The following is a 20,794-nucleotide window of genomic DNA, read 5'->3' on the forward strand; positions in this document are numbered from 1 at the left end:
AGTGTGTTCAATGGGAAAAATTAAAGCATCGTATATTTGCCCTCATCCACCAATTATAGTATCAGAAATAGGGGGTAAACAAAGTAAGCTTGCAAAAAAAACCATAGAAGGTTGTCAAAATATTGCAAAAGATATTAGCAAAAGGAAACCGGACACGATAATATTAATAACTCCTCATGGAACAATGTTTAGAGATGCTATTGCAATAGGAGGGACAGATTTGCTAAAAGGCAACTTTAAAAATTTCGGGTTCCAAAACATTCATCTATCTAAAAAAAACGATTTAGAATTAACTAAAAAAATTATTAAAAGTTCAGAGAAAAATGGTATTAGCTGTGTATTTTTAAATGAAAATAACTGCGAATTATATAATATTGATTGTGAATTGGATCATGGAGCGTTAGTACCGTTATATTTTGTAGATAAAGAGTATAAAGATTATGATTTAGTTCATATAACATATGGACTTTTAAGCAATAAAGAATTATATGAATTTGGAAAATGTATTCAAGAGACTGTTAATGAAAATGAAAAGGATGTTGTAATAATAGCCAGCGGTGATTTATCACATAAGTTATCAAATGATGGGCCTTATGAATACAATCCGTTGGGTCAAAAATTTGATAATTTGATGACACAATATATCAAATATGATGATAGAAAAGCTATAATGAATATTGAAAAGAATCTAAGGGAATCAGCTGCAGAATGTGGATTTCTTTCTATTGTTATAATGCTTGGAGCATTAGATGGTTATTCAAGTGAAAATACAGTCTTGTCATATGAAGGACCTTTTGGAGTAGGATACATGACAGCTATACTGGATTATAAGGATAAAGAAGAAAATAAAAAATTATTAGAATGTTTAATTAACGATAAAAAGAAAAAAATAGAATACATAAGAAAAAATGAAGACGAACATGTAGCATTAGCTAGAAAAAGTTTAGAAAGCTATATTATGACTGGAAAAGTAATAGAAGACAAGTCAAATGTATTACCAGAAGATATGTTAACTAAACGAGCAGGAACATTTGTATCAATAAAAAAGGATGGAGATTTAAGAGGTTGTATAGGTACTATAATAGCAACACAAAAAAATATATACAAGGAAATAATCGATAATGCTATAAAAGCAGGAACAGAGGATCCAAGATTTAGTCCTGTTAGGGTTGATGAGCTTGATAGTTTAGTTTACTCTGTAGATGTTTTAGGAGAGTCAGAGAAGATATCTTCATTAGATGAATTAGATGTAAAAAGATATGGAATCATAGTTGTGAAGGGCTCAAAAAGAGGGTTGTTATTGCCTAATCTTGATGGTGTTAATACAGTAAATGAGCAGATAAATATAGCTTTAAGAAAGGCAGATATACTATCAGATGAAAAATATGATATTTATAAATTTGAAGTTATAAGACATAAATAGGAGAGAATTATGAATAGTAAATTAGTTGAGGCTTTATATTATCAAAAAGGTAAAAATGATAGTTTGAGATGTAAACTTTGTCCGCATAATTGCTTGATTCTTCCAAACGGAGTAGGTATATGTAAGGTAAGAAAAAACATTGATGGTGAATTGTATACATTAAATTATGGTGCAGTAACAGCTTATCACATTGATCCTATTGAAAAAAAGCCTTTATACAATTATTACCCGGGACATTATATATTTTCTGTAGGATCATTTGGGTGTAATTTAAAGTGTAGCTTTTGTCAAAATTTCGAGATAGCACATGAAATACCTAGCTATAAATATGTTAGTCCTAAAGAATTAGTAGAAATTGCTTCATCATACGAGAATAATTTAGGTATAGCTTTTACATATAATGAGCCTTCTATATGGTATGAATATATACTAGACACTGCAAAAATATCAAAGGCTAAAGGTTTAAAAAATATTTTAGTATCTAATGGTTATATAGAAAAACAACCATTAGAAGAACTTCTAAAATATATAGATGCAATGAACATAGATTTGAAAGCTTTTTCAAATGAGTTTTATTTAGAGATATGCAAAGGAAGTTTAGAAGAAGTAAAGGATAATATAAAGATAGCGGCTGAAAAATGTCATATTGAAATATCAACATTATTAATAGATGATTTAAATACAAGTAAAGATGAAATTATAGGATTATGCAAATGGTTAGCAAGTGTTGATGAAAATATTCCTTTACATCTAAATAGATATTATCCATCCTATAAAATGAATAATCCTGCGACTAAAGTTGAAACTATAATGAAGCTAAGAGATGTAGCTAAAAAATACCTTTACTATGTCTATGCTGGAAATATTTTTAGTAATGATAAAAATACATATTGTCCTAATTGTGGTGCATTAATAGTGAAAAGAAGCAATAACATGAAGCTTATTAATTTTAAAAATGGTAAATGTGTAGTATGCGGTTATAAATTGAATATTATAGTATAAACACCAGTATGGTTTTTTATTATGATATTTTACTAGCTATAAAAAAACTCCAAAAGACACATTATATTAATGTGAAGAAAAGCAATAGAAAAGTTTTTTATTGTATATTCTTTGCAAAAATAATGATTATATGGAGGTAAGTTATGAATAATAAAATGAAAGAGTATGAATTACAAGAAGCTAGACGTAGAATGAATGCTAGTAATGGAATGACTAGTGCAGCTAATATGGGTACAATGACAAACGCAACTACTGCTGGAATGGGATCATCACTTAATTTAGCAAATTCAACCTCTGTAGGTCAAGAAGAAATGAACAAAGCTAAACAACATATGAACAACAGTGCAATGAACAATTTGAACAATCTTAAATAATTTTTATAATTAAAATCAATTAATTATTTAAGAGTTAAGGTCAGGAGATAATTTCCTGACCTTTTCATGGTGCAAAAAATAAATATTCAAAAAAGATGCGCATTTATAACTTACAATTAATGAATGTGTGTATTTTACTTATATTGAGTTAATAATATAACCATAGGTTATTACTTGTTTAAATAATTTAAAAATTCTGAATACAAAAAAATAGGAACAATATTAGTAAATTTAGCATAAGAAATAATTAGACAGTTAAAAAAGGAGGTTTTAAAAATGAATTATTTTCATGTTTACAATATTCAAAAGAAAATGGTCAAAGATATAGGAATGAATGAATATTTAAAGTTGGAATATAGAAAGTAGTAAATGTAAGCCTTCTTATTAATTGTTATAGGAAGGCTTTATAAGATGAAAAATTAAATTGATTTTGAGTAAATCGTGTATTCTAAGGAAATCTATTGTATTTGTTTTGGCATATTACAGCATTATTACAGTTATATTACAATATGAAAAAATGCTTGCAAAATATCTAATTAGTATGTTAAACTTCAACATGTAATAAAAATAAAAAAGGAGGTCGTGAAATGATTAAATCAACTGTACAAATTAACAAAATTGAATCGTATAATGCTTCAATAATTAGAAAAGCTATGCCAACTAATGTAATTGATGCACTTACAATTTCACAACACGACCTGCAAATAAGGATTTGATTTTAGATATTAATTATTTAATAAATAAATTAGTATATTAAAGTTGCAGGTGAGTAATCTGTGACTTTTTATATTTTCTATATGTATTTTATCAAAATCGATTTTAATTTATTTTAAATCAAAGATTTTGATGTATAATATGAGATAAAAATCGCAGTATAAACTGCGATTTTTATAATATAAACAAAGTCGCATTGGGCGACTTTTTGTTTGCAAAAAAAAGAGAGGAGGGTAAATATGATTAAGCAATTTATGATTGCAAATAACATTATTTTAGGAGGTGAATATACATGAAAGAATTATTTTCAATAGCATTTAGATTTGGTTGGTTAAAAACAGATTTAGGTTTAGAGGAGTATTATAAATTAGAATTTAGAAGATACTAATATTTTATAATGAAATAATTTATGTTATTTATGAAAGGAGATTTAAAATGAATATAAATGAATTCTTATCATTAATTAATAACCCAATAAATGATACAGGTTTAAATGAATACAAGAAGATAGAATACAAAAAATGAAGTCCTACATACAAGAAGAATGTTTCAACTAAAGATTATGGACTACAGTATTCAAAATTAGAATATAAATATCTTAATGTATAAAAATGGAGGTTGATTATATTGATTATAGTAATACAAAGAATAATAAAAGACGAGTTAAATTATATGAAAAAGACATAACTTAAACCAATATCCACCAGTATTACTGGTGGATATTGGTTTAAAGCATATATAATTAGATTATAAGGTTTCATACTTTCACTTTCAGATAATACAGTTAAATTAGTAATTTTCTTTAAATAGCTTAGGAATGAAATAAATAATTATAAATATAATTATAAAATCATACACTCAAAATAAATTGTATTGAAAACTACAACTCGGTAGTTATTTGAATTATTGAAGTTATTTGAAGTAATGTACTTGATAATATTTTAATAATTAGTTATCCTATTATAAAATGAATTATATGAGGTGATTATATGCGAGTATGTTTCTTAGCTTGCAATTCAGATAAAATTGTTTTTGCAAATCATGATTGTGAATGCTATTTAGAAGAAACTGGACTAAATAAGCTTTCTGTTAATCAAATCTTTTGTACTCTCACTGAAAAATTTTCCTGTGATACGTTTTCTTTAGCAGGAAACCAATGCTTGATATTTTGTTTAGAAGAGAATGCTAATGATAGTTTATTAGAAATATATGAACATGTTCTAAACAATCTTGAAGAAGGTATTATTATATCAGATGAAAAAAATCGGGTTATTTTTATTAATAATGCTTGTGAAACTATTGAAGGTATTGACCGAAAAAAATGTTATCTAAAACTAATGGAAGAGATATATTCTCCAACAAAGAATACTCCGAATTTAAGTATGCATTCTGCGGTTTTAAACACAGGTATTGCTTCAAATGAATATGTTAATCAATACATCGTTAAAGAGAATCATAAAGTAATGAATGTTATAGAAAAAATGTATCCAGTAAAATATAGAGATAATACTATAGCAGTGTATTCTATAATTAAAAACCTTCCTATAATAAAAAAGTCAATGGAAGAAAGCTTAGAATTATATACTCATTTTAATAAGTACAAATATGAAAATGGAACAAGGTATAATTTTAAAAGTTTAATTGGAAAAGATATCTCTTTTATAGAATCTATCTCCAATGCAAAACGAATTGCTCAAAATAATACAACTGTACTTATTTATGGAGAAACAGGAACAGGGAAAGAGCTTTTTGCACAAAGTATTCATAATTACAGTGTTTATCAGAATGGTTCTTTTATTTCTATAAACTGTGCTGCTGTACCAGATACTCTTCTTGAAAGCGTATTTTTTGGTACTGTTAAGGGTTCATATACAGGAGCTGGAAATTCAATTGGCTTATTTGAACAAGCGCAGTATGGTACATTATTTCTTGATGAAATCAATAGTATGGATATTGGACTTCAGGCAAAACTTTTAAAAGCAATTGAAACAAAAAAAATTCGTAGACTTGGGTCCGATAAGGATATAGATATTCACTGCCGTATTATTTGCGCTTTAAACGAAGACCCAATGAAATGTGTTAGCAATAATAAGCTTAGGATGGATTTATATTATCGATTATCTTCTTCTATACTGCATATTCCACCTTTGCGTAATCGCAGGAGTGATATAGAATTATTATCCAATTATTTTCTAAAAAAGTTTAATAACTCATATCATTTAAATATTAGATATATTGATTCTGAGCTTTTGAATATGTTTCGAAGATATAATTGGCCTGGTAATGTCCGTGAACTTGAACATGTAATTGAAAGTGCTTTTTCAATTGCAAGCGACTATATTCAAAATTTAACACTAGATAGTATCCCTCCTTATTATAGAAGTTTCTTTTCTAAAGGTGCAAAGGCTATAGATAAAAAAACAAGTATTGATTTTCAGAACACGATTTCTTTAAAATCATTAGTAGATGAGTTTGAGAAAAAAATTATTATAACTGAATTAGAAAAGAATGATAATAATATTACAGCAACAGCACGCAGTTTAAGTATAACCAGACAATCATTACAGCATAAAATAAAAAAATACGGTCTGTAATTTAAAAAAGTAAAAAAATTTGCAGTGTAAACTTTTTTTGCGCCAATTATTTTTACTTTATCTTATATTTATAGGAATTATATATTTTCTTATCTATAAGATTTGACTTAAAAAAGCCTATGAACAGCTATTTATATATAAAATAGCTGTTTATTATTGTTTTTTTAATATTGGCATGGTAGTTGCTTTATATATAACTGTCAAATATAGAAAGGAAGTGTTATATATGAAGAAGACCAATAAACAATGGATGACATTACTTGCAATTTGTATTGCAGGAGGTGTTATTTTCAAAATTGCTTATCTTCGAGATGTTTATTATGTTCCAATGAAGGAAGTATTTAATGTAACAAATACTGAGTTAGGATGGATGATGACAGCCTTTGCTGTCACGCAGTTTTTATGCTATCTACCAGGAGGCTGGCTGGTTGATGTTTTTCCTGTAAAATTACTGATACCGTTATCATTAATTACAACTGGAGCATTAGGATTTTATTTAGCTACTTATCCTCCTTTTACAATGGTTTTAGTTATTCAAAGTTTGTTTGGTGTTACTATTACTTTATTGTTTTGGGAAGCAATGATTAAAGGCGTTCGTATGTTAGGCACACAATCAGAGCAAGGAAGGTTATTTGGATTATTGGAAGGTGGAAGAGGATTGTTTTCAACAGTTGTTTCCTTTGCTTCTCTATTTGTATTCAGCAAATTTGGAGAAGGCAAGATGGGTTTGCAGGCAACCATAATCTTTTACAGCTGTGTTTTAGTATTATTGGGAATTTTAACTTATTTCTTAATAGAAAAAAATGAAGTTGAGGGAAAAATCAATGCCAAAGAAGCACTTAAAGGACTTATTAATGTAGCTAAGCTTCCAAAAGTATGGGTTGCAGGTTGTATTATATTTTTTGGCTACTCATTTTATAATGGACTTGGATATTTAACTCCTTACCTTACTGAAGTATATGGTATGTCAGTAAAAATGGGTGCTGCTTTGAGTATTGTACGAACTTACTTAATTGCGTTTCTTGCAGCTCCAATTGGAGGTATGATTGCAGATAAAATGGGTTCTACTATAAGCTATTTAAAAGTTGCACTTATAACAGGTGCATTGCTTACCGCAATTTATTTCTTTGTACCAGCAGGTAGTTCAGTATGGATTGTTGTTAGTGTAATGATTGTTCTTGCAGCAGTAATAATGACCATTCGAGGTACTTATTATGCTACTACTGATGAAATGGAAATACCAATTATTTTAGCTGGAGCGGCAGCTGGTATTCTATCTATTGTTGGAAATACACCTGATTTGTTTATTTTTACTTTATATGGTAGTTTTATTGACAAGTATCCGGGTATTCATGGTTATCATCTAGTATTTGCCTGGATGATTGGATTTGCTGTTTTGGGACTTATATCATGTATTTTATTAACACACATACTAAAAAAAGAGAAAAAACAAACTGAAGCTAAAAATTAAAAGACTTAATTATAAAGGAGTTGTTTATGATGATTTTAACACATAATTTTGATGAACCTGTGAATCGTATTAATACTGATTCTTTTAAGTGGGATTATGAGGGTGAGAGTGGAAAATATATTCCACTTGGTGTAGCCGATACTGATTTTAAATCTCCACAGCCTGTTATTGACATGTTACATAAAAAAGTTGATTTAGGTGTTTATGCATATGGATATTTGCCACAGCATAGATTTGCAAAGTCAATTTGTAATTGGTATTATAAAAGATACGGACTAAATGTAAACGAAGAAGCTATTAGGTATTCTCAAGGTTTGATGACAGGAGCTCTTTGGATGCTTTTGGATGCTTTTACACGTCCAGGAGATAAAATTTTGATTCAACCTCCCGTATATAATACATTTAATGTTGTTATTAAAGGTGCGGGACGTTTTATTGAAACTAATGAACTTAAACTTGTAGATGGTAGATATGAAATGGACTTTGATGATTTAGAACGTAAAACAGCAGATCCAAGAGTTCGTATCTTACTGGTTTGCAATCCACATAATCCAGTAGGACGAGTATGGACAAAAGAAGAACTATTAAGAGTTTATGAAATATGTAAAAAGAACAACGTCTTAATTATAAGTGACGAAATTCATGGAGATATTGTCTATAATGGAGCTAAGCATACACCGTTCTTTTCAATTTCTGAAGATGCTAAGAATAATATTATTGTTATGAGTTCTCCAAGCAAAACTTTTAATCTGGCATGTTTTTATTCTGCGTATGTTGTTATGAATAATAAAGCATTGCGTGATCAATATGATGTTGTTTATTCTAATTATCATTTTGACTACAATTATTTTGGGATTGAAGCACTTATAACTTCTTATAACGAATGTGATTATTACGTTGATCAATTTAATGAATACTTATGGAAAAACATATGTATTGTAAAAGATTTTATTAAAAACACAATGCCTGAGGTTAAGGTTATTGAGCAGGAGAGTACTTATTTAATGTGGCTTGACTTTAGGGCATGGAATTTAACTCAGTTTGAATTAATGAATTTTTTTAAAGATTCAGGTGTTAAAGTAAATGATGGAATGAATTATGGAAAGAATGGATTAGGTTTTGTCAGAGTGAACATTGCATGCCAAACTGCTGTTCTAGAAAAAGCATTATCATGCATTAGTAAAGCTTACAAGTCTAAAAATATCAAATAAGGGTAAGTCTATATGAAGCTAGTATACTGTCAAGTGGTGTATCACTTGACAGTTGTATATGGCTTTTTAGGGAGGTAATTATATTGAATAATAAAGAAAGTAAAAACAATCCAGAAGTAAAAAACGTTGTAGAAAATAAATTACATCCAGTTACTTTTATTTATGCAGTTTTGGTTGTTTTTCTTGTATTTGGGTTTATTGCATTTGGAATGATAGCCTTTGAAGCTCCACTTGAACTGATGTTTCTATTATCATGGATCATTGTAGTTCCACTATTAATGGTGTTGGGTTATAAGTATAAAGAACTACAAAATATGGCATGGGATATGGCTGTATCATCATTTGAACCAAATGTTATTCTACTTGTTGTAGGTGCAATGATAGGAACATGGATTGCATCTGGTACTATTCCATATATTATATATCTAGGCTTAAAATTTATATCTCCGAAAATTTTCCTTATATCTGCATTACTACTTTCTTCATTTACCTCACTTGCAACAGGTACTTCATGGGGCACATTAGGAACAGTAGGACTTGCTTTAATTGGTATTGGAAATGCAATGGGAGTTCCTTCACAGATGACTGCTGGTGCAATCATTTCGGGAGCTTATTTTGGAGATAAAATGTCTCCTTTATCAGACAGTACAATTCTTTCAGCTTCGATTGCAGGTACACCTGTTATGAAGCATATAAAGCATATGATGTATACAACAATTCCTACTTACTTAATAAGTGCAGTAATATTTACTTTTTTAGGGTTAAAATATTCAACTAATACATATGATTTATATATCACTACAGAAATTATGAATACATTTGAAAGTACATTCAAATTTTCATTTGTAGAATTGCTGCCTATTATTTTGGTTCTTATTTTACTGGTTAAAAATATACCATCTATAATTTCACTTTTAATAGGTACAATTTCAGGAGGTGTAATTGCAGTAATTCATCAACATGAAAGCATTCATAATGTTCTTAACTATATGATAAATGGGTTTACACTTCACACTGGGAATGGTTTTGTTGATAAGCTATTAAATCGTGGTGGTACTAATAGCATGATCAGTGCATTTCTAGCCATATTTCTTGCATTATGTATATCAGGAATGCTAGAAAAAACAGGAATATTAAGTGTACTTGTAAAGCCACTAATAAAAAAATGTGGAACTTCAACCTTTAAAATTATAATGGCTACAATCATACTTACTTATATAACCAATTCAATAGGGTCTTCAATGCTTTTTGCTTCCATTGTCACTGGAACAATGATGAAGGATATTTACAGAAAAAATGGTCTTGCTCCAGAGAATTTGTCTCGTACACTGGAAGATGCAGGTACACTTGGAGCAGTATTGATACCATGGAATGCAAATGCTTTATATGCTGCACAGATGCTTGGAGTATCACAATTTGCATTTATACCTTTTTGTTTTTTGAATTGGATGACTCCGTTAATGGATTTGATTTATGCAAAAACGGGCATTACAATTAAGAAAAATATATCAAAATAAGATAGTAATAAATTTGTATATAATAAATGCATTATTATTACTATTTAATATGTATATACCAATCAATTTGATTATTAAAGGAGAGTGACTGAACTGTAAAAACGTTATCATGAATTAATAATAAGTTTCCATATTAATTTTAAACCCTGATTGTTGAGTAATCAGGGTATTAATACATCTTTATATATTACTAATCACACATAGTCAAGTACATGTGGCTATTAGAGGAAAATCATGTTTTATCTTTTCTTCCTATGAAAAGTTGTAATATTATCAAAGTTAAGCTTATTATAATATTACAATAATCTCTTTTTGTGCAATTCAAGCTTCTTTAAATCGTAGTTTACATCTCGGCGATATTTGCAATCAACTTTTATTATTCCATTAACTCTTCTCTTAAACACATTTAACCTGGAATTTCCCCAAAACTCTTAAATTTTTCAGTTGCAAACGAATCTTTAATTATAAATAGCTAACTTATAAAAATTTCTTTTTCAAAATTTTTTTAAAGTATTCATAATAAATTAATTTGAACTAAACAGTAGTATAACATTGTAATGTTTATTATTCTATCATTATGAACTTTACTTGAATATATTATTTAAAATAAGTAGATGATTTTATTAATTGTTACAGTTTAAAAATTAAATACTGTTATTAAATACTTATATTAAAATTATAATTTTGAATATAATAAAAGAAAAGTTTTGAAATTAACCTAAAATACATAATAACAATTATAAAATCACACCAGATATAAATTTATTAAAAAAACGTATTATATTATTATATGTAAATAATAACTTTTAGTATTTATTAAATTTAAAATTTTTATCGATAGCATTAATATGATTAGTCTTTTTTTCGATAAACAACAAGTTTAAAGGGTATGTTATACAGAGCAATAAATGAGGAAAATGAGCAAATAATTTTGAGACTTAAAATAATTTATTAAAAACATAAATAATTAAAAACTTTGCTTTGTACAGTGAAAAAAATATGTTATAATGTTGTTGAATAATTAACAAAGATGAATATATTTTTAACAAACTACTGTATACAAAATGCATGTATCTAGGAGGGGTCTCATTATGGACGAGAAAGCAATTATAAGGATAGATATGTTAAAGAAAAGAAGAAATATGACAAAAGAAGAAGTAGCTTTCAATAGCGATAGAATAAAAACTATGTTAACTGAAATGAATATTATAAAAAAAAGTAAGACTATTATGCTATATTTAAGCTTTGGTAATGAGGTTAATACTTTTAGTTTACTAGAATGGTGTATTAAAAATAATAAGAAAGTAGTAGTACCATATTGTATAGAGAAAGAAAAGAAGATTATTCCAAGCGAAATAAGGAATGTTGATGAAGATTTAACGAAAAGTCCATTAGGATTTTTGCAACCTAAGCTTGATAAGTTAAAAGAAGTACCTGTTTTAGATATTGATTTAGTAATTGTTCCAGGAGTTGTATTTGATATAAAAGGAAATCGAATTGGATTTGGCGGAGGATACTATGATAGATTTCTTAACAGAGCTTTAAATGCTACATCTATTGCTGTATGTCATGATTATCAATTACTAGGAGAAGTACCAAAGGATAAATATGATGTACCAATGAATCAAATTGTTACAGAAAAAAAGAAGGTAACAATATATTAAAATCGTATATTGTTATGATATAAATTGATTATTTTAGAATATATAGGCTTCTAATAGAAAGGAGGAGTATATGAACGGTCAAGTAGCAAGAAGAAAATTAGGGTATAGATTATTTACTACAAAAGTACTAGTTAGTGCAAGTATTTTAACAGCTATAAGCATTATATTATCAAGATTTTTAGGCGTTATTATACCAATAGCAGGTCTTCCGGCACAAAAAATTACTTTCGGAGCAATACCTATTGCGATTGTTGGTATAGTTTTTGGTCCTATAGCAGGAATATTATCAGGAATAGTATCAGATTTAGTAGGATTTTTAATTAATCCTATGGGTGGAATGTATTTTCCAGGTTTTACAGTAAGTGCAGCTTTAAGTGGAGCTATACCTGGAATTGTATACAAAATACTTAAACAAAAAAAATTCAATTTTAAAAAGATTAACTTTAATATAATCAATTCATTAATGATAATATTTATGGCAGCAGGTGTAATTAAAGGTCTTCAGCTAAAAGGATTGCTAATTTTTTCCAAAGGAAGTGTTTACTATGGAGGAGGTGAGCTATCCAAAGGATATATAATAGCTTTCATAGCATTAACATTAGCATATATAGTAATCCCAGCAATAATAAAAAGAAAATATAATGAAGAAGATTCATTATACTCAATTGACAAAATATTATTTATAACTACATTATGTTATTTAACAATTTCTATAGTATTAAATACTTTTTGGTTATCGATATTATTCAATAAAGGATTTATGATATTTTTACCAACAAGAATTATTTTTAGCTTTGTTATAATACCATTAAATACGATTGTATTATATACAATGACTAAGTTAATTAAATATATTTAAGATGAAGTATATTCAGTGAAACGTTACAATGTTAAATAATTAACTATTAAATAATAATTATTTAAACTCATTAATAAAGTTAAAGTTAAGGATAAATATGTTTCAGTAGATATAAATTAGTACAGAATGTATCATTGATTTTAAATTAATTTTAGCAAATTATAATGGATTTATAAGTGTTATAAAAAACATTTTATAAATAAAATTCAAAGATGATTAGATTCACAAAAAATATTTAAAGTAATAATTTTTCATAAGAAATAATGGCTTTTTTTAGGAATGTACGTTATAATAATAACGAACAATGTATACAATAAACAGCATACAAAAAGCGAATAAATTGGATAGGGGGAGTTATTTGTGGAAAATAAGCATTCAATAGATAATGCATCAGAAAAACTTATTGAAAAAGCTAAACAAGATAGTGTAGAAACAATTTGGGATAGGAAAGTTGCTATGAAGACACCTTGTGGATTCGGTGAGAGAGGTGTTTGTTGTAGAATATGTGCAATGGGTCCATGTAGAATAAGTCCAATAGCTGGAAAAGGAGCTCAAAGAGGTCTTTGTGGAGCTACAGCCGATGTGATTGTTGCAAGAAATTTTGCTAGAATGGTTGCAGGAGGAAGTGCTGCACACTCTGATCATGCTAGAAGTATAGCACATGTTCTTCATATGGCTAGTAAAGACGGAAATTATAATGTTAAAGATGAAGCTAAAGTTTTAGAATTAGCTAAAAGATGGAATATAGATTATGAAAATAAAGATATCTATGATGTAGCTCATGAAGTATCAGAATTTGCACTTAATGAATTTGGTAAACAATTTGGAACTTTAACAATTCCAGACTGTGTACCAGAAAAAAGAAAGCAAATTTGGGAAAATCTAGGCATAACACCAAGAGCTATTGATAGAGAAGTTGTAACTATTATGCATTCTACACATGTAGGCTGTATGGCAGATGCAGAGAGTATACTTAAAATGTCTATGAGGACTTCATTATCAGATGGCTATGGCGGATCCTACTTAGGTACAGAATTAAGTGATGTGTTATTTGGAACACCTTCAAGAAATAATACAGAAGCTAACTTAGGTGTTTTAGAAGAAAATCAAATTAATGTTATTATACATGGTCATGAGCCAAGTTTATCAGAGATGATAGTACTTGCTGCTGATGATCCAGAAATCAAATCTTTAGTTGACGAGGTTGGCGCTGATGGCATAAACCTTGTAGGTATGTGTTGTACAGCTAATGAAGTAACAATGAGACATGGAGTTAAAATGGCTGGTAACTTCTTGCAGCAAGAACTTGCAGTAATTACAGGAGCTGTTGAAGCTGTTATAGTTGATGTTCAATGTATATTGCCAGCGTTATCAGAATTATCAAAGTCTTATCATACTAAATTCATATCAACTTCTCCTAAAGCAAGAATAAAAGATTCTATTTATGTAGAATTTGATGAAGAAAAAGCTTATGAATGTGCAAAGAATATTTTAACACAAGCTGTACAAAACTATACTAATAGGAAGAAAGAAAATGTATTTATACCAAAATCAAAAGAACATGCAGTAGTTGGATTTGGTGTTGAGAGTATTATTAGTCATTTAGATAAAGTTGTTAATAGTCAAATAGATAATACAGGAACATTGAAGCCACTAGCTGATTGTGTAGTATCTGGAGTATTGAGAGGAGCTGCTGGCGTAGTTGGATGTAATAATCCTAAGGTTCAGCACGATTTTGGTCATGTAGAAATGATGAAAAAACTTATAGCTAATGATATAATAGTTGTTGCAACAGGTTGTGCTGCACAAGCTGCTGCTAAAGCGGGATTAATGAGTGTTGATGCTGCTAAACTAGCAGGTCCAGGATTAAAAACTGTTTGTGAATTATTAGATATTCCACCAGTTCTTCATATGGGTTCATGTGTAGATAATTCAAGAATTTTAAGACTTGTTGGTGAACTAGCGAAACATCTTGATTTAGATATGAGTGATTTACCAGTAGTAGGAGCTGCTCCAGAATGGATGTCTGAAAAAGCTGTGTCTATAGGAACATATGTAGTTTGTTCAGGTATAGATACATGGCTTGGAGTTGTACCACCTGTTACAGGAGGTCCTGAAGTAGTAGATATATTAACTAATAGAATGGAAGATATGGTTGGGGCAAAATTCTATATAGAAACTGATCCAGTTAAAGCAGCAGAGCAAATGATAGAAAGAGTAGAAATTAAACGAAAAAACCTTGGAATATAATCGATTTTTAGTTATAATTAGTTTAAAATGGTTTTAAAATAACTATAAAGTTAGGTGATCTTATGAAAATAGCTATTACAGGAAAAGGTGGAGTTGGGAAAACAACTTTCACAGCAATTTTAAGTAGAATATACGCAGATGAAGGTTATAGAGTGTTAGCTGTAGACGCAGATCCAGATGCAAATTTAGCATTAGCTTTAGGGTTTAGCGAAGAAGAAATAAATGATATAGTACCAATAGCAGAAATGAAAAAGCTTATTTCAGATAGAACTAATGCAGATACAGAGTCTTTTGGAAAGATGTTTAAAATAAATCCAAAAGTAGATGATATACCTGAGAAATTTTGTAAAGAGAAAAATGGTGTTAAATTACTAACTATGGGAACTGTCAATACAGCAGGTTCAGGATGCTTTTGTCCTGAGAATGTCTTGCTTAAAAAACTGACTTCACATTTAATACTACAAAATAAAGACGTAGTTATAATGGATATGGAAGCAGGTATTGAGCACATAGGAAGAGGTACAGCTCAAGGTGTAGATGCTTTTATAGTTGTTGTAGAGCCAGGTATTAGAAGTATTCAGACTTATAAATATATAAGTTCAATAGCAAAAGATCTCGGCGTTAAAAGAGTATGTGCCGTTGCAAACAAAATTAGAAACAAACAAGACGAAGACTATGTATTAAATAATATAGATAGTGAAGCATTACTAGGATTTATGCATTATAGCTGGGATGTAATAGATTCAGATAGAGCTAATAAATCTCCTTATGAGGTAGATAAAAATGCTGTAATGGAGGTTAATTATATAAACAAAAACTTGAGGAGGGTTATAAATGGGGTTTAAATCAGATATTGAGATTGCACAAGAAGCAAAAATGCAAGATATCAGGGAAATTGCAAAAAAAGTAGGTTTGTCAGAAGACGATATAGATCTTTATGGTAAATATAAAGCTAAGGTGGATTATAATTTACTTAAAAAAGAAAGCGGTAGGAAAGCAAAATTAATATTAACAACAGCTATAAATCCAACTCCAGCTGGAGAAGGTAAAACAACAACAACTATAGGTGTTGCAGATGCTTTATCAAGCTTAGGAAAATCTACAATAGTAGCATTAAGAGAACCATCATTAGGACCTGTATTTGGAGTTAAAGGAGGAGCTGCTGGAGGCGGTTACGCACAAGTTGTTCCTATGGAAGATATAAACCTTCATTTTACTGGAGATATACATGCAATGACTGCTGCAAACAATTTACTAGCAGCTATGATTGACAATCATATATATCAAGGAAATAGCTTAAACATAGATCCAAGAAGAATATCTTGGAGAAGAGCTGTAGATATGAATGACAGACAACTTAGATTTATAACTGATGGTCTTGGTGGAAAGGCAAACGGAATGCCTAGAGAAGATGGTTTTGATATAACAGTTGCTTCTGAAATAATGGCTGCATTTTGTCTATCTAATGATATAGTTGATTTAAAAGAAAGAATAGCAAGAATAATAGTTGCATATACAAGAGATGGTAAACCAATAACAGCGAAAGATATAAATGCTCAAGGTGCAGTAGCAGCATTATTGAAAGATGCTTTAAAACCAAATTTAGTTCAAACTCTTGAAGGAACACCTGCATTTGTTCATGGTGGACCATTTGCAAATATCGCTCATGGATGTAACTCAGTTATAGCTACAAAAATGGCAATGCATTTTTCAGACTATGTAGTTACAGAAGCAGGTTTTGGAGCAGACTTAGGTGCAGAAAAATTCTTAGACATCAAATGTAGAATGGCTGATTTAAAACCAGATGCAGTAATAATAGTTGCAACAGTTAGAGCATTAAAATATAATGGTGGTGTAGCTAAGAATGATTTAAATGAAGAGAATTTAGAAGCCTTAGAAAGAGGACTTCCAAACTTATTAAAGCATGTTGAAAATATTACAAAAGTGTTTAAATTACCAGCAGTAGTTGCTATAAACAGATTCCCACTTGATACTGAAGCAGAATTAAAGCTTGTCGAAGATAAATGTAAAGAACTAGGAGTAAATGTTGCATTATCAGAAGTATGGGCTAAAGGCTCTGAAGGTGGTAAAGCAGTAGCAAATGAAGTGTTAAGACTTATTGAAGAAGAGGAAAATGACTTTACATTTGCTTATGAATTAGATATACCTGTAAAAGATAAGATAAGAAATATAGCACAAAAAGTTTATGGTGCTGATGATGTTGATTTTACAGCTGTTGCAGCTAAAAAAATTAAACAATTAGAAGATTTAGGTTTTGGAAATGTACCTATTTGTATAGCTAAGAATCAATATTCATTGACAGATGATCCTAAAAAACTAGGTAGACCAACTGGATTTAACATTACAGTTAGAGACGTAACAATATCAGCAGGTGCAGGTTTTATAGTAGCATTAACAGGGTCAATTATGAAGATGCCTGGACTTCCAAAAGTACCAGCAGCTGAAAAAATAGACGTAGATGAAAATGGAGTAATAACAGGATTATTCTAGATAACAGGAGGCGGTTTGAATGAATTTAGCACAAAAAAATTGTACTGAATTTGTAGAAGTACTTGCTTCTAAGGCTGCTGTTCCAGGAGGTGGCGGTGCTGCTGCTTTAGTTGGTGCCATTGGAACAGCACTGGGTAGTATGGTATGTAATTTAACAATTGGCAAAAAGAAATATGCACAGTATGAAGAAGAAGTAAAAGATATATTGAAAGAAGCAGGAGAAATTGAAGCACAGCTATTGAAAATGATTGATGATGATGCAGAAAATTTTTTACCTCTTTCAAAAGCATATGGTATAAAAGCCAGTACACCTGAGGAAAAAGCAGAGAAAGATAGAGTATTGCAAAGTGCACTTAAAAAGGCATGTGAAGTTCCAATTCAAATAGTTAAGACAGCCTACAAAGCAATTAAACTACATGAAAGATTAGTAGATAAGGGATCTAGACTTGCTATTAGTGATGTAGGAGTAGGAGTGCAGTGTTTAAGAGCCGCCCTAATTAGTGGACAATTAAATGTGATAATTAATATTAATTCTATTACTGATGATGAATATGTAAAAAAAGTAGGCGAAGAAACAAAGAAGCTTGTAGAGGAAGGCACAAAAATAGCAGATCAAGTTTATCAAAAGGTAGAAGAAGCATTGACTAAATAGTGACTATATAGCAGTATCTAAATTGGATTAATGAAGATACTGCTATATAAAAACAAAACACTGTATACAATATAATATGTACAAAAATTCCAAAGGAGGTTTAATTTAAAATGGGAGAAATAATCAAAGGTAAACCAGTTGCAGATAAGATTAGTGAAAATCTTATCAATGAAGTACAAAGTCTAAAAGCTAATAATATTTTACCAAAGCTTGCTATAGTTAGAGTAGGAGCTAGATCAGACGATTTAGCATATGAAAGAGGAGCTTTAAAAAGATGTGAAAAGGTTGGTGTAATGGCAGAAGTTCATGAGCTTGCTCCTGATATAACTCAAGCAGATTTCATAAAAGAACTAGAAAAATTAAATAATGATAGCAAGGTAAACGGGATTTTGATATTTAGACCATTACCAGCTCAGTTAAATGAAGAAGAAATTAAATATATAATATCTCCAGAGAAGGATATAGATTGCTTAAGCCCTGTAAATCAAGGAAAGGTATATGAGGGAGATAAATCAGGTTTTCCTCCATGTACACCATTAGCTGTAATGGAAATATTAAAACATTACAATGTTGATTTAAAAGGTAAAGATGTAACAGTTATAGGTGCATCAAATGTTGTTGGAAAACCTGCTGCTATATTGGCATTAAACCAAGAAGCTACTATTACAGTTTGCCATATTTTCACTAAGGATACTGCCAAGATGTCTAGTCAAGCTGATGTTGTGATTGTTGCTGTAGGAAAAGCTGGATTAGTTAAAGAAAACTTTGTTAAAGAAGGTGCAGTAGTAATAGATGTTGGTATAAATGTTGTAGATGGAAAGCTTTGTGGAGACGTTGATTTTGAGAAAGTTAAAGAAAAAGCTTCAATGATTACACCAGTTCCTGGTGGAGTAGGATCAGTTACAACATCAATACTTGCAAAACATGTTGTTAAAGCATGTAAATTACAAAATAATATTAAATAATTATTTAGAAAGGGGGCGTATTGTAGTGATTATTTCTGAAAAGAAACCTTTCGAAGAAATAATGATGTATCTAAAAGGTTGTAAAAAAGTTATTATAACTGGATGTAGTCTTTGTGCTACTGCTTGTAAAGTAGGAGGCGAAGAAGAAGTTCTTGAAATGAAAGAAAAATTAGAACAAGAAGGAATTGATGTCGTAGGACATACAGTTTTAGATCCTGCATGTAATTTTTTACAAACTAGAAAATCATTAAAAGCATTTAAAGAAGAATTAAAGACTGCAGATGCAATATTGTCATTATCATGCGGAGATGGTACTCAAACAATTGCTAAAGTTGTTAAAATTCCTGTTTTCCCTGGTAACAACACTATGTTTATCGGAGAAACAAAGAGAGTTGGACAATATGAAGAATCATGTAAAGCTTGTGGAGAATGTCAATTAGGTTGGACAGGTGGTATATGTCCAGTAACAATGTGTGCAAAAGGATTATTAAACGGTGCTTGTGGTGGAGCGAGAGATGGTAAATGCGAAGTTAATCCTGAAAATGATTGTGCATGGATAATGATTTACGAAAGACTTAAAGCCATGGGTAGATTAGAGAATTTAACTGAGATTAGAGAGCCAAGAGATTTCAAGAGATCATCTCATCCAAATAAAATAAATTTAAAAGAGCAGGAGGTGAAATAAATGAGTTTATTATCAGAGATATTAAGCAAAGGAGAATTTGCAGTTACTGCTGAAATGGCACCTCCAAAAGGAACAAATTTTACTCATATGCTTGAGTGTGCAAGAGCAGTCAAAGGTCGAGTTCATGGTATAAATGTAACAGATTTTCAATCTGCAGCAATGAAAGCTACATCACTTGCAGCTTGTAAAATGCCTCTAGATGAAGGCTTGGAGCCTGTTATGCAAATAACAGGTAGAGATAGAAATAGAATAGCTATACAAGGAGAATTGTTATCAGCAGGAGCATTTGGTATAAAAAATGTTTTAGCACTAACTGGTGATCATACTGTAGTTGGAGATCATCCAGGTGCAAAACCAGTTTATGATTTTGATTCTGTAGGTATCTTACAATCAGCTGGAATACTAATGCAAGGTACTGATATGGTTGGTAATGAGCTTGACGGAACTCCAGAATTCTTTTTAGGTGCATGTGTTACTCCTAAATATGAGCCATTAGAACTTCAAATATTAAAGATGGAAAAGAAAATAAAAGCAGGCGCAAAGTTTTTTCAAACACAAGCAATATACGATATAGAAACAATGAAGATATTTAGAGAAAAGACAAAACATTTAGATGCTAAGGTTTTAGCTGGTATTATACCTTTAAAATCTGCTGGAATGGCAAAATACATGAACAAATTTGTGCCAGGAATATATGTACCAGATGAGTTGATTGAGAGAATGAAAAACGCAGAAAATAAGGTACAAGAGGGTATCAAAATTGCTGGAGAGTTAATTGTTAAACTTAGAGAAGAAGATTTATGTGATGGAGTTCACATAATGGCTATAGGAGCAGAACAAAATATTCCATTAATATTGGATGAAGCTGGGTTGTAATTGTATACAATATCATGTCTACAAAA

Annotated in this window: 17 protein-coding genes; all 17 read left to right on the plus strand. The window is 29.8% G+C overall.

The features are described from left to right. Positions 1-10: 10 nt before the first annotated feature. The 17 genes from amrA to AYC61_RS04770 all read left to right on the plus strand — a co-directional run bounded on the left by amrA (position 11) and on the right by AYC61_RS04770 (position 20,768). Entirely contained in the window at positions 11-1,423 is a 1,413-nt protein-coding gene (amrA, locus tag AYC61_RS04695) for an AmmeMemoRadiSam system protein A (RefSeq protein ID WP_066497557.1), read from the plus strand. Between the two features lie 9 nt (positions 1,424-1,432). Next, positions 1,433-2,425 carry an AmmeMemoRadiSam system radical SAM enzyme gene (gene amrS / locus AYC61_RS04700; protein WP_066497561.1) on the plus strand — a complete coding sequence of 331 codons (993 nt, stop codon included), beginning with the start codon at positions 1,433-1,435 and terminating at the stop codon, positions 2,423-2,425. A 143-nt stretch (positions 2,426-2,568) separates the two neighbouring features. Further along, entirely contained in the window at positions 2,569-2,799 is a 231-nt protein-coding gene (locus AYC61_RS04705) for a hypothetical protein (RefSeq protein WP_066497563.1), read from the plus strand. Positions 2,800-3,386: 587 nt separating this feature from the next. After that, the gene (locus tag AYC61_RS21970; protein ID WP_275935214.1) at positions 3,387-3,515 is read left to right on the plus strand and encodes a hypothetical protein; all 129 of its coding nucleotides are present in this window, start codon (positions 3,387-3,389) and stop codon (positions 3,513-3,515) included. 987 nt (positions 3,516-4,502) lie between these two features. Then, complete coding sequence (locus AYC61_RS04710; protein WP_066497564.1) at positions 4,503-6,107, plus strand: sigma-54 interaction domain-containing protein; 1,605 nt, start codon at positions 4,503-4,505, stop codon at positions 6,105-6,107. A 226-nt stretch (positions 6,108-6,333) separates the two neighbouring features. Then, positions 6,334-7,578 (plus strand): MFS transporter, encoded by a 1,245-nt coding sequence (locus tag AYC61_RS04715; RefSeq protein ID WP_066497565.1) that lies wholly within the window; start codon positions 6,334-6,336, stop codon positions 7,576-7,578. Between the two features lie 26 nt (positions 7,579-7,604). Beyond that, entirely contained in the window at positions 7,605-8,789 is a 1,185-nt protein-coding gene (locus tag AYC61_RS04720; protein ID WP_066497567.1) for a MalY/PatB family protein, read from the plus strand. A gap of 83 nt (positions 8,790-8,872) precedes the next feature. Then, entirely contained in the window at positions 8,873-10,306 is a 1,434-nt protein-coding gene (nhaC, locus tag AYC61_RS04725) for a Na+/H+ antiporter NhaC (protein ID WP_242866740.1), read from the plus strand. A gap of 1,091 nt (positions 10,307-11,397) precedes the next feature. Continuing rightward, entirely contained in the window at positions 11,398-11,970 is a 573-nt protein-coding gene (locus tag AYC61_RS04730) for a 5-formyltetrahydrofolate cyclo-ligase (RefSeq protein WP_066497579.1), read from the plus strand. Between the two features lie 70 nt (positions 11,971-12,040). Beyond that, a complete protein-coding gene (locus tag AYC61_RS04735) occupies positions 12,041-12,829 on the plus strand; it encodes a folate family ECF transporter S component (protein ID WP_066497580.1) in 789 nt (262 codons plus the stop codon). A gap of 360 nt (positions 12,830-13,189) precedes the next feature. Continuing rightward, positions 13,190-15,079, plus strand: coding sequence for an anaerobic carbon-monoxide dehydrogenase catalytic subunit (cooS, locus tag AYC61_RS04740; protein WP_066497581.1), 1,890 nt, complete (start codon positions 13,190-13,192; stop codon positions 15,077-15,079). A gap of 62 nt (positions 15,080-15,141) precedes the next feature. Continuing rightward, a complete protein-coding gene (locus AYC61_RS04745) occupies positions 15,142-15,924 on the plus strand; it encodes an ATP-binding protein (protein WP_066497582.1) in 783 nt (260 codons plus the stop codon). Further along, positions 15,914-17,590, plus strand: a complete 1,677-nt coding sequence (locus AYC61_RS04750) for a formate--tetrahydrofolate ligase (protein ID WP_066497583.1) — start codon at positions 15,914-15,916, stop codon at positions 17,588-17,590. Before AYC61_RS04745 ends, AYC61_RS04750 begins: the two co-directional genes overlap by 11 nt. Before the next feature lie 19 nt (positions 17,591-17,609). Further along, a complete protein-coding gene (locus AYC61_RS04755; RefSeq protein ID WP_066497584.1) occupies positions 17,610-18,242 on the plus strand; it encodes a cyclodeaminase/cyclohydrolase family protein in 633 nt (210 codons plus the stop codon). Between the two features lie 110 nt (positions 18,243-18,352). After that, positions 18,353-19,207, plus strand: a complete 855-nt coding sequence (locus AYC61_RS04760; protein WP_066497586.1) for a bifunctional 5,10-methylenetetrahydrofolate dehydrogenase/5,10-methenyltetrahydrofolate cyclohydrolase — start codon at positions 18,353-18,355, stop codon at positions 19,205-19,207. A gap of 25 nt (positions 19,208-19,232) precedes the next feature. After that, positions 19,233-19,892 (plus strand): methylenetetrahydrofolate reductase C-terminal domain-containing protein, encoded by a 660-nt coding sequence (locus AYC61_RS04765; protein WP_066497721.1) that lies wholly within the window; start codon positions 19,233-19,235, stop codon positions 19,890-19,892. Beyond that, positions 19,893-20,768 (plus strand): methylenetetrahydrofolate reductase, encoded by an 876-nt coding sequence (locus AYC61_RS04770; RefSeq protein WP_066497587.1) that lies wholly within the window; start codon positions 19,893-19,895, stop codon positions 20,766-20,768. It abuts the gene before it with no gap. Positions 20,769-20,794: the final 26 nt, after the last annotated feature.

Source organism: Abyssisolibacter fermentans, assembly GCF_001559865.1.
In the GTDB taxonomy this organism is placed as follows: Bacteria; Bacillota; Clostridia; order Tissierellales; family MCWD3; genus Abyssisolibacter; species Abyssisolibacter fermentans.

Coding starts and splice junctions, on each gene's coding strand:
- AYC61_RS04715 (WP_066497565.1), top strand. CDS start 6,334: ATGAAGAAGACCAATAAACAATGGATGACATTACTTGCAATTTGTATT.
- AYC61_RS21970 (WP_275935214.1), top strand. CDS start 3,387: ATGATTAAATCAACTGTACAAATTAACAAAATTGAATCGTATAATGCT.
- AYC61_RS04730 (WP_066497579.1), top strand. CDS start 11,398: ATGGACGAGAAAGCAATTATAAGGATAGATATGTTAAAGAAAAGAAGA.
- AYC61_RS04745 (WP_066497582.1), top strand. CDS start 15,142: ATGAAAATAGCTATTACAGGAAAAGGTGGAGTTGGGAAAACAACTTTC.
- AYC61_RS04735 (WP_066497580.1), top strand. CDS start 12,041: ATGAACGGTCAAGTAGCAAGAAGAAAATTAGGGTATAGATTATTTACT.
- AYC61_RS04705 (WP_066497563.1), top strand. CDS start 2,569: ATGAATAATAAAATGAAAGAGTATGAATTACAAGAAGCTAGACGTAGA.
- AYC61_RS04770 (WP_066497587.1), top strand. CDS start 19,893: ATGAGTTTATTATCAGAGATATTAAGCAAAGGAGAATTTGCAGTTACT.
- AYC61_RS04720 (WP_066497567.1), top strand. CDS start 7,605: ATGATGATTTTAACACATAATTTTGATGAACCTGTGAATCGTATTAAT.
- AYC61_RS04760 (WP_066497586.1), top strand. CDS start 18,353: ATGGGAGAAATAATCAAAGGTAAACCAGTTGCAGATAAGATTAGTGAA.
- amrS (WP_066497561.1), top strand. CDS start 1,433: ATGAATAGTAAATTAGTTGAGGCTTTATATTATCAAAAAGGTAAAAAT.
- AYC61_RS04710 (WP_066497564.1), top strand. CDS start 4,503: ATGCGAGTATGTTTCTTAGCTTGCAATTCAGATAAAATTGTTTTTGCA.
- AYC61_RS04750 (WP_066497583.1), top strand. CDS start 15,914: ATGGGGTTTAAATCAGATATTGAGATTGCACAAGAAGCAAAAATGCAA.
- amrA (WP_066497557.1), top strand. CDS start 11: ATGGGAAAAATTAAAGCATCGTATATTTGCCCTCATCCACCAATTATA.
- AYC61_RS04755 (WP_066497584.1), top strand. CDS start 17,610: ATGAATTTAGCACAAAAAAATTGTACTGAATTTGTAGAAGTACTTGCT.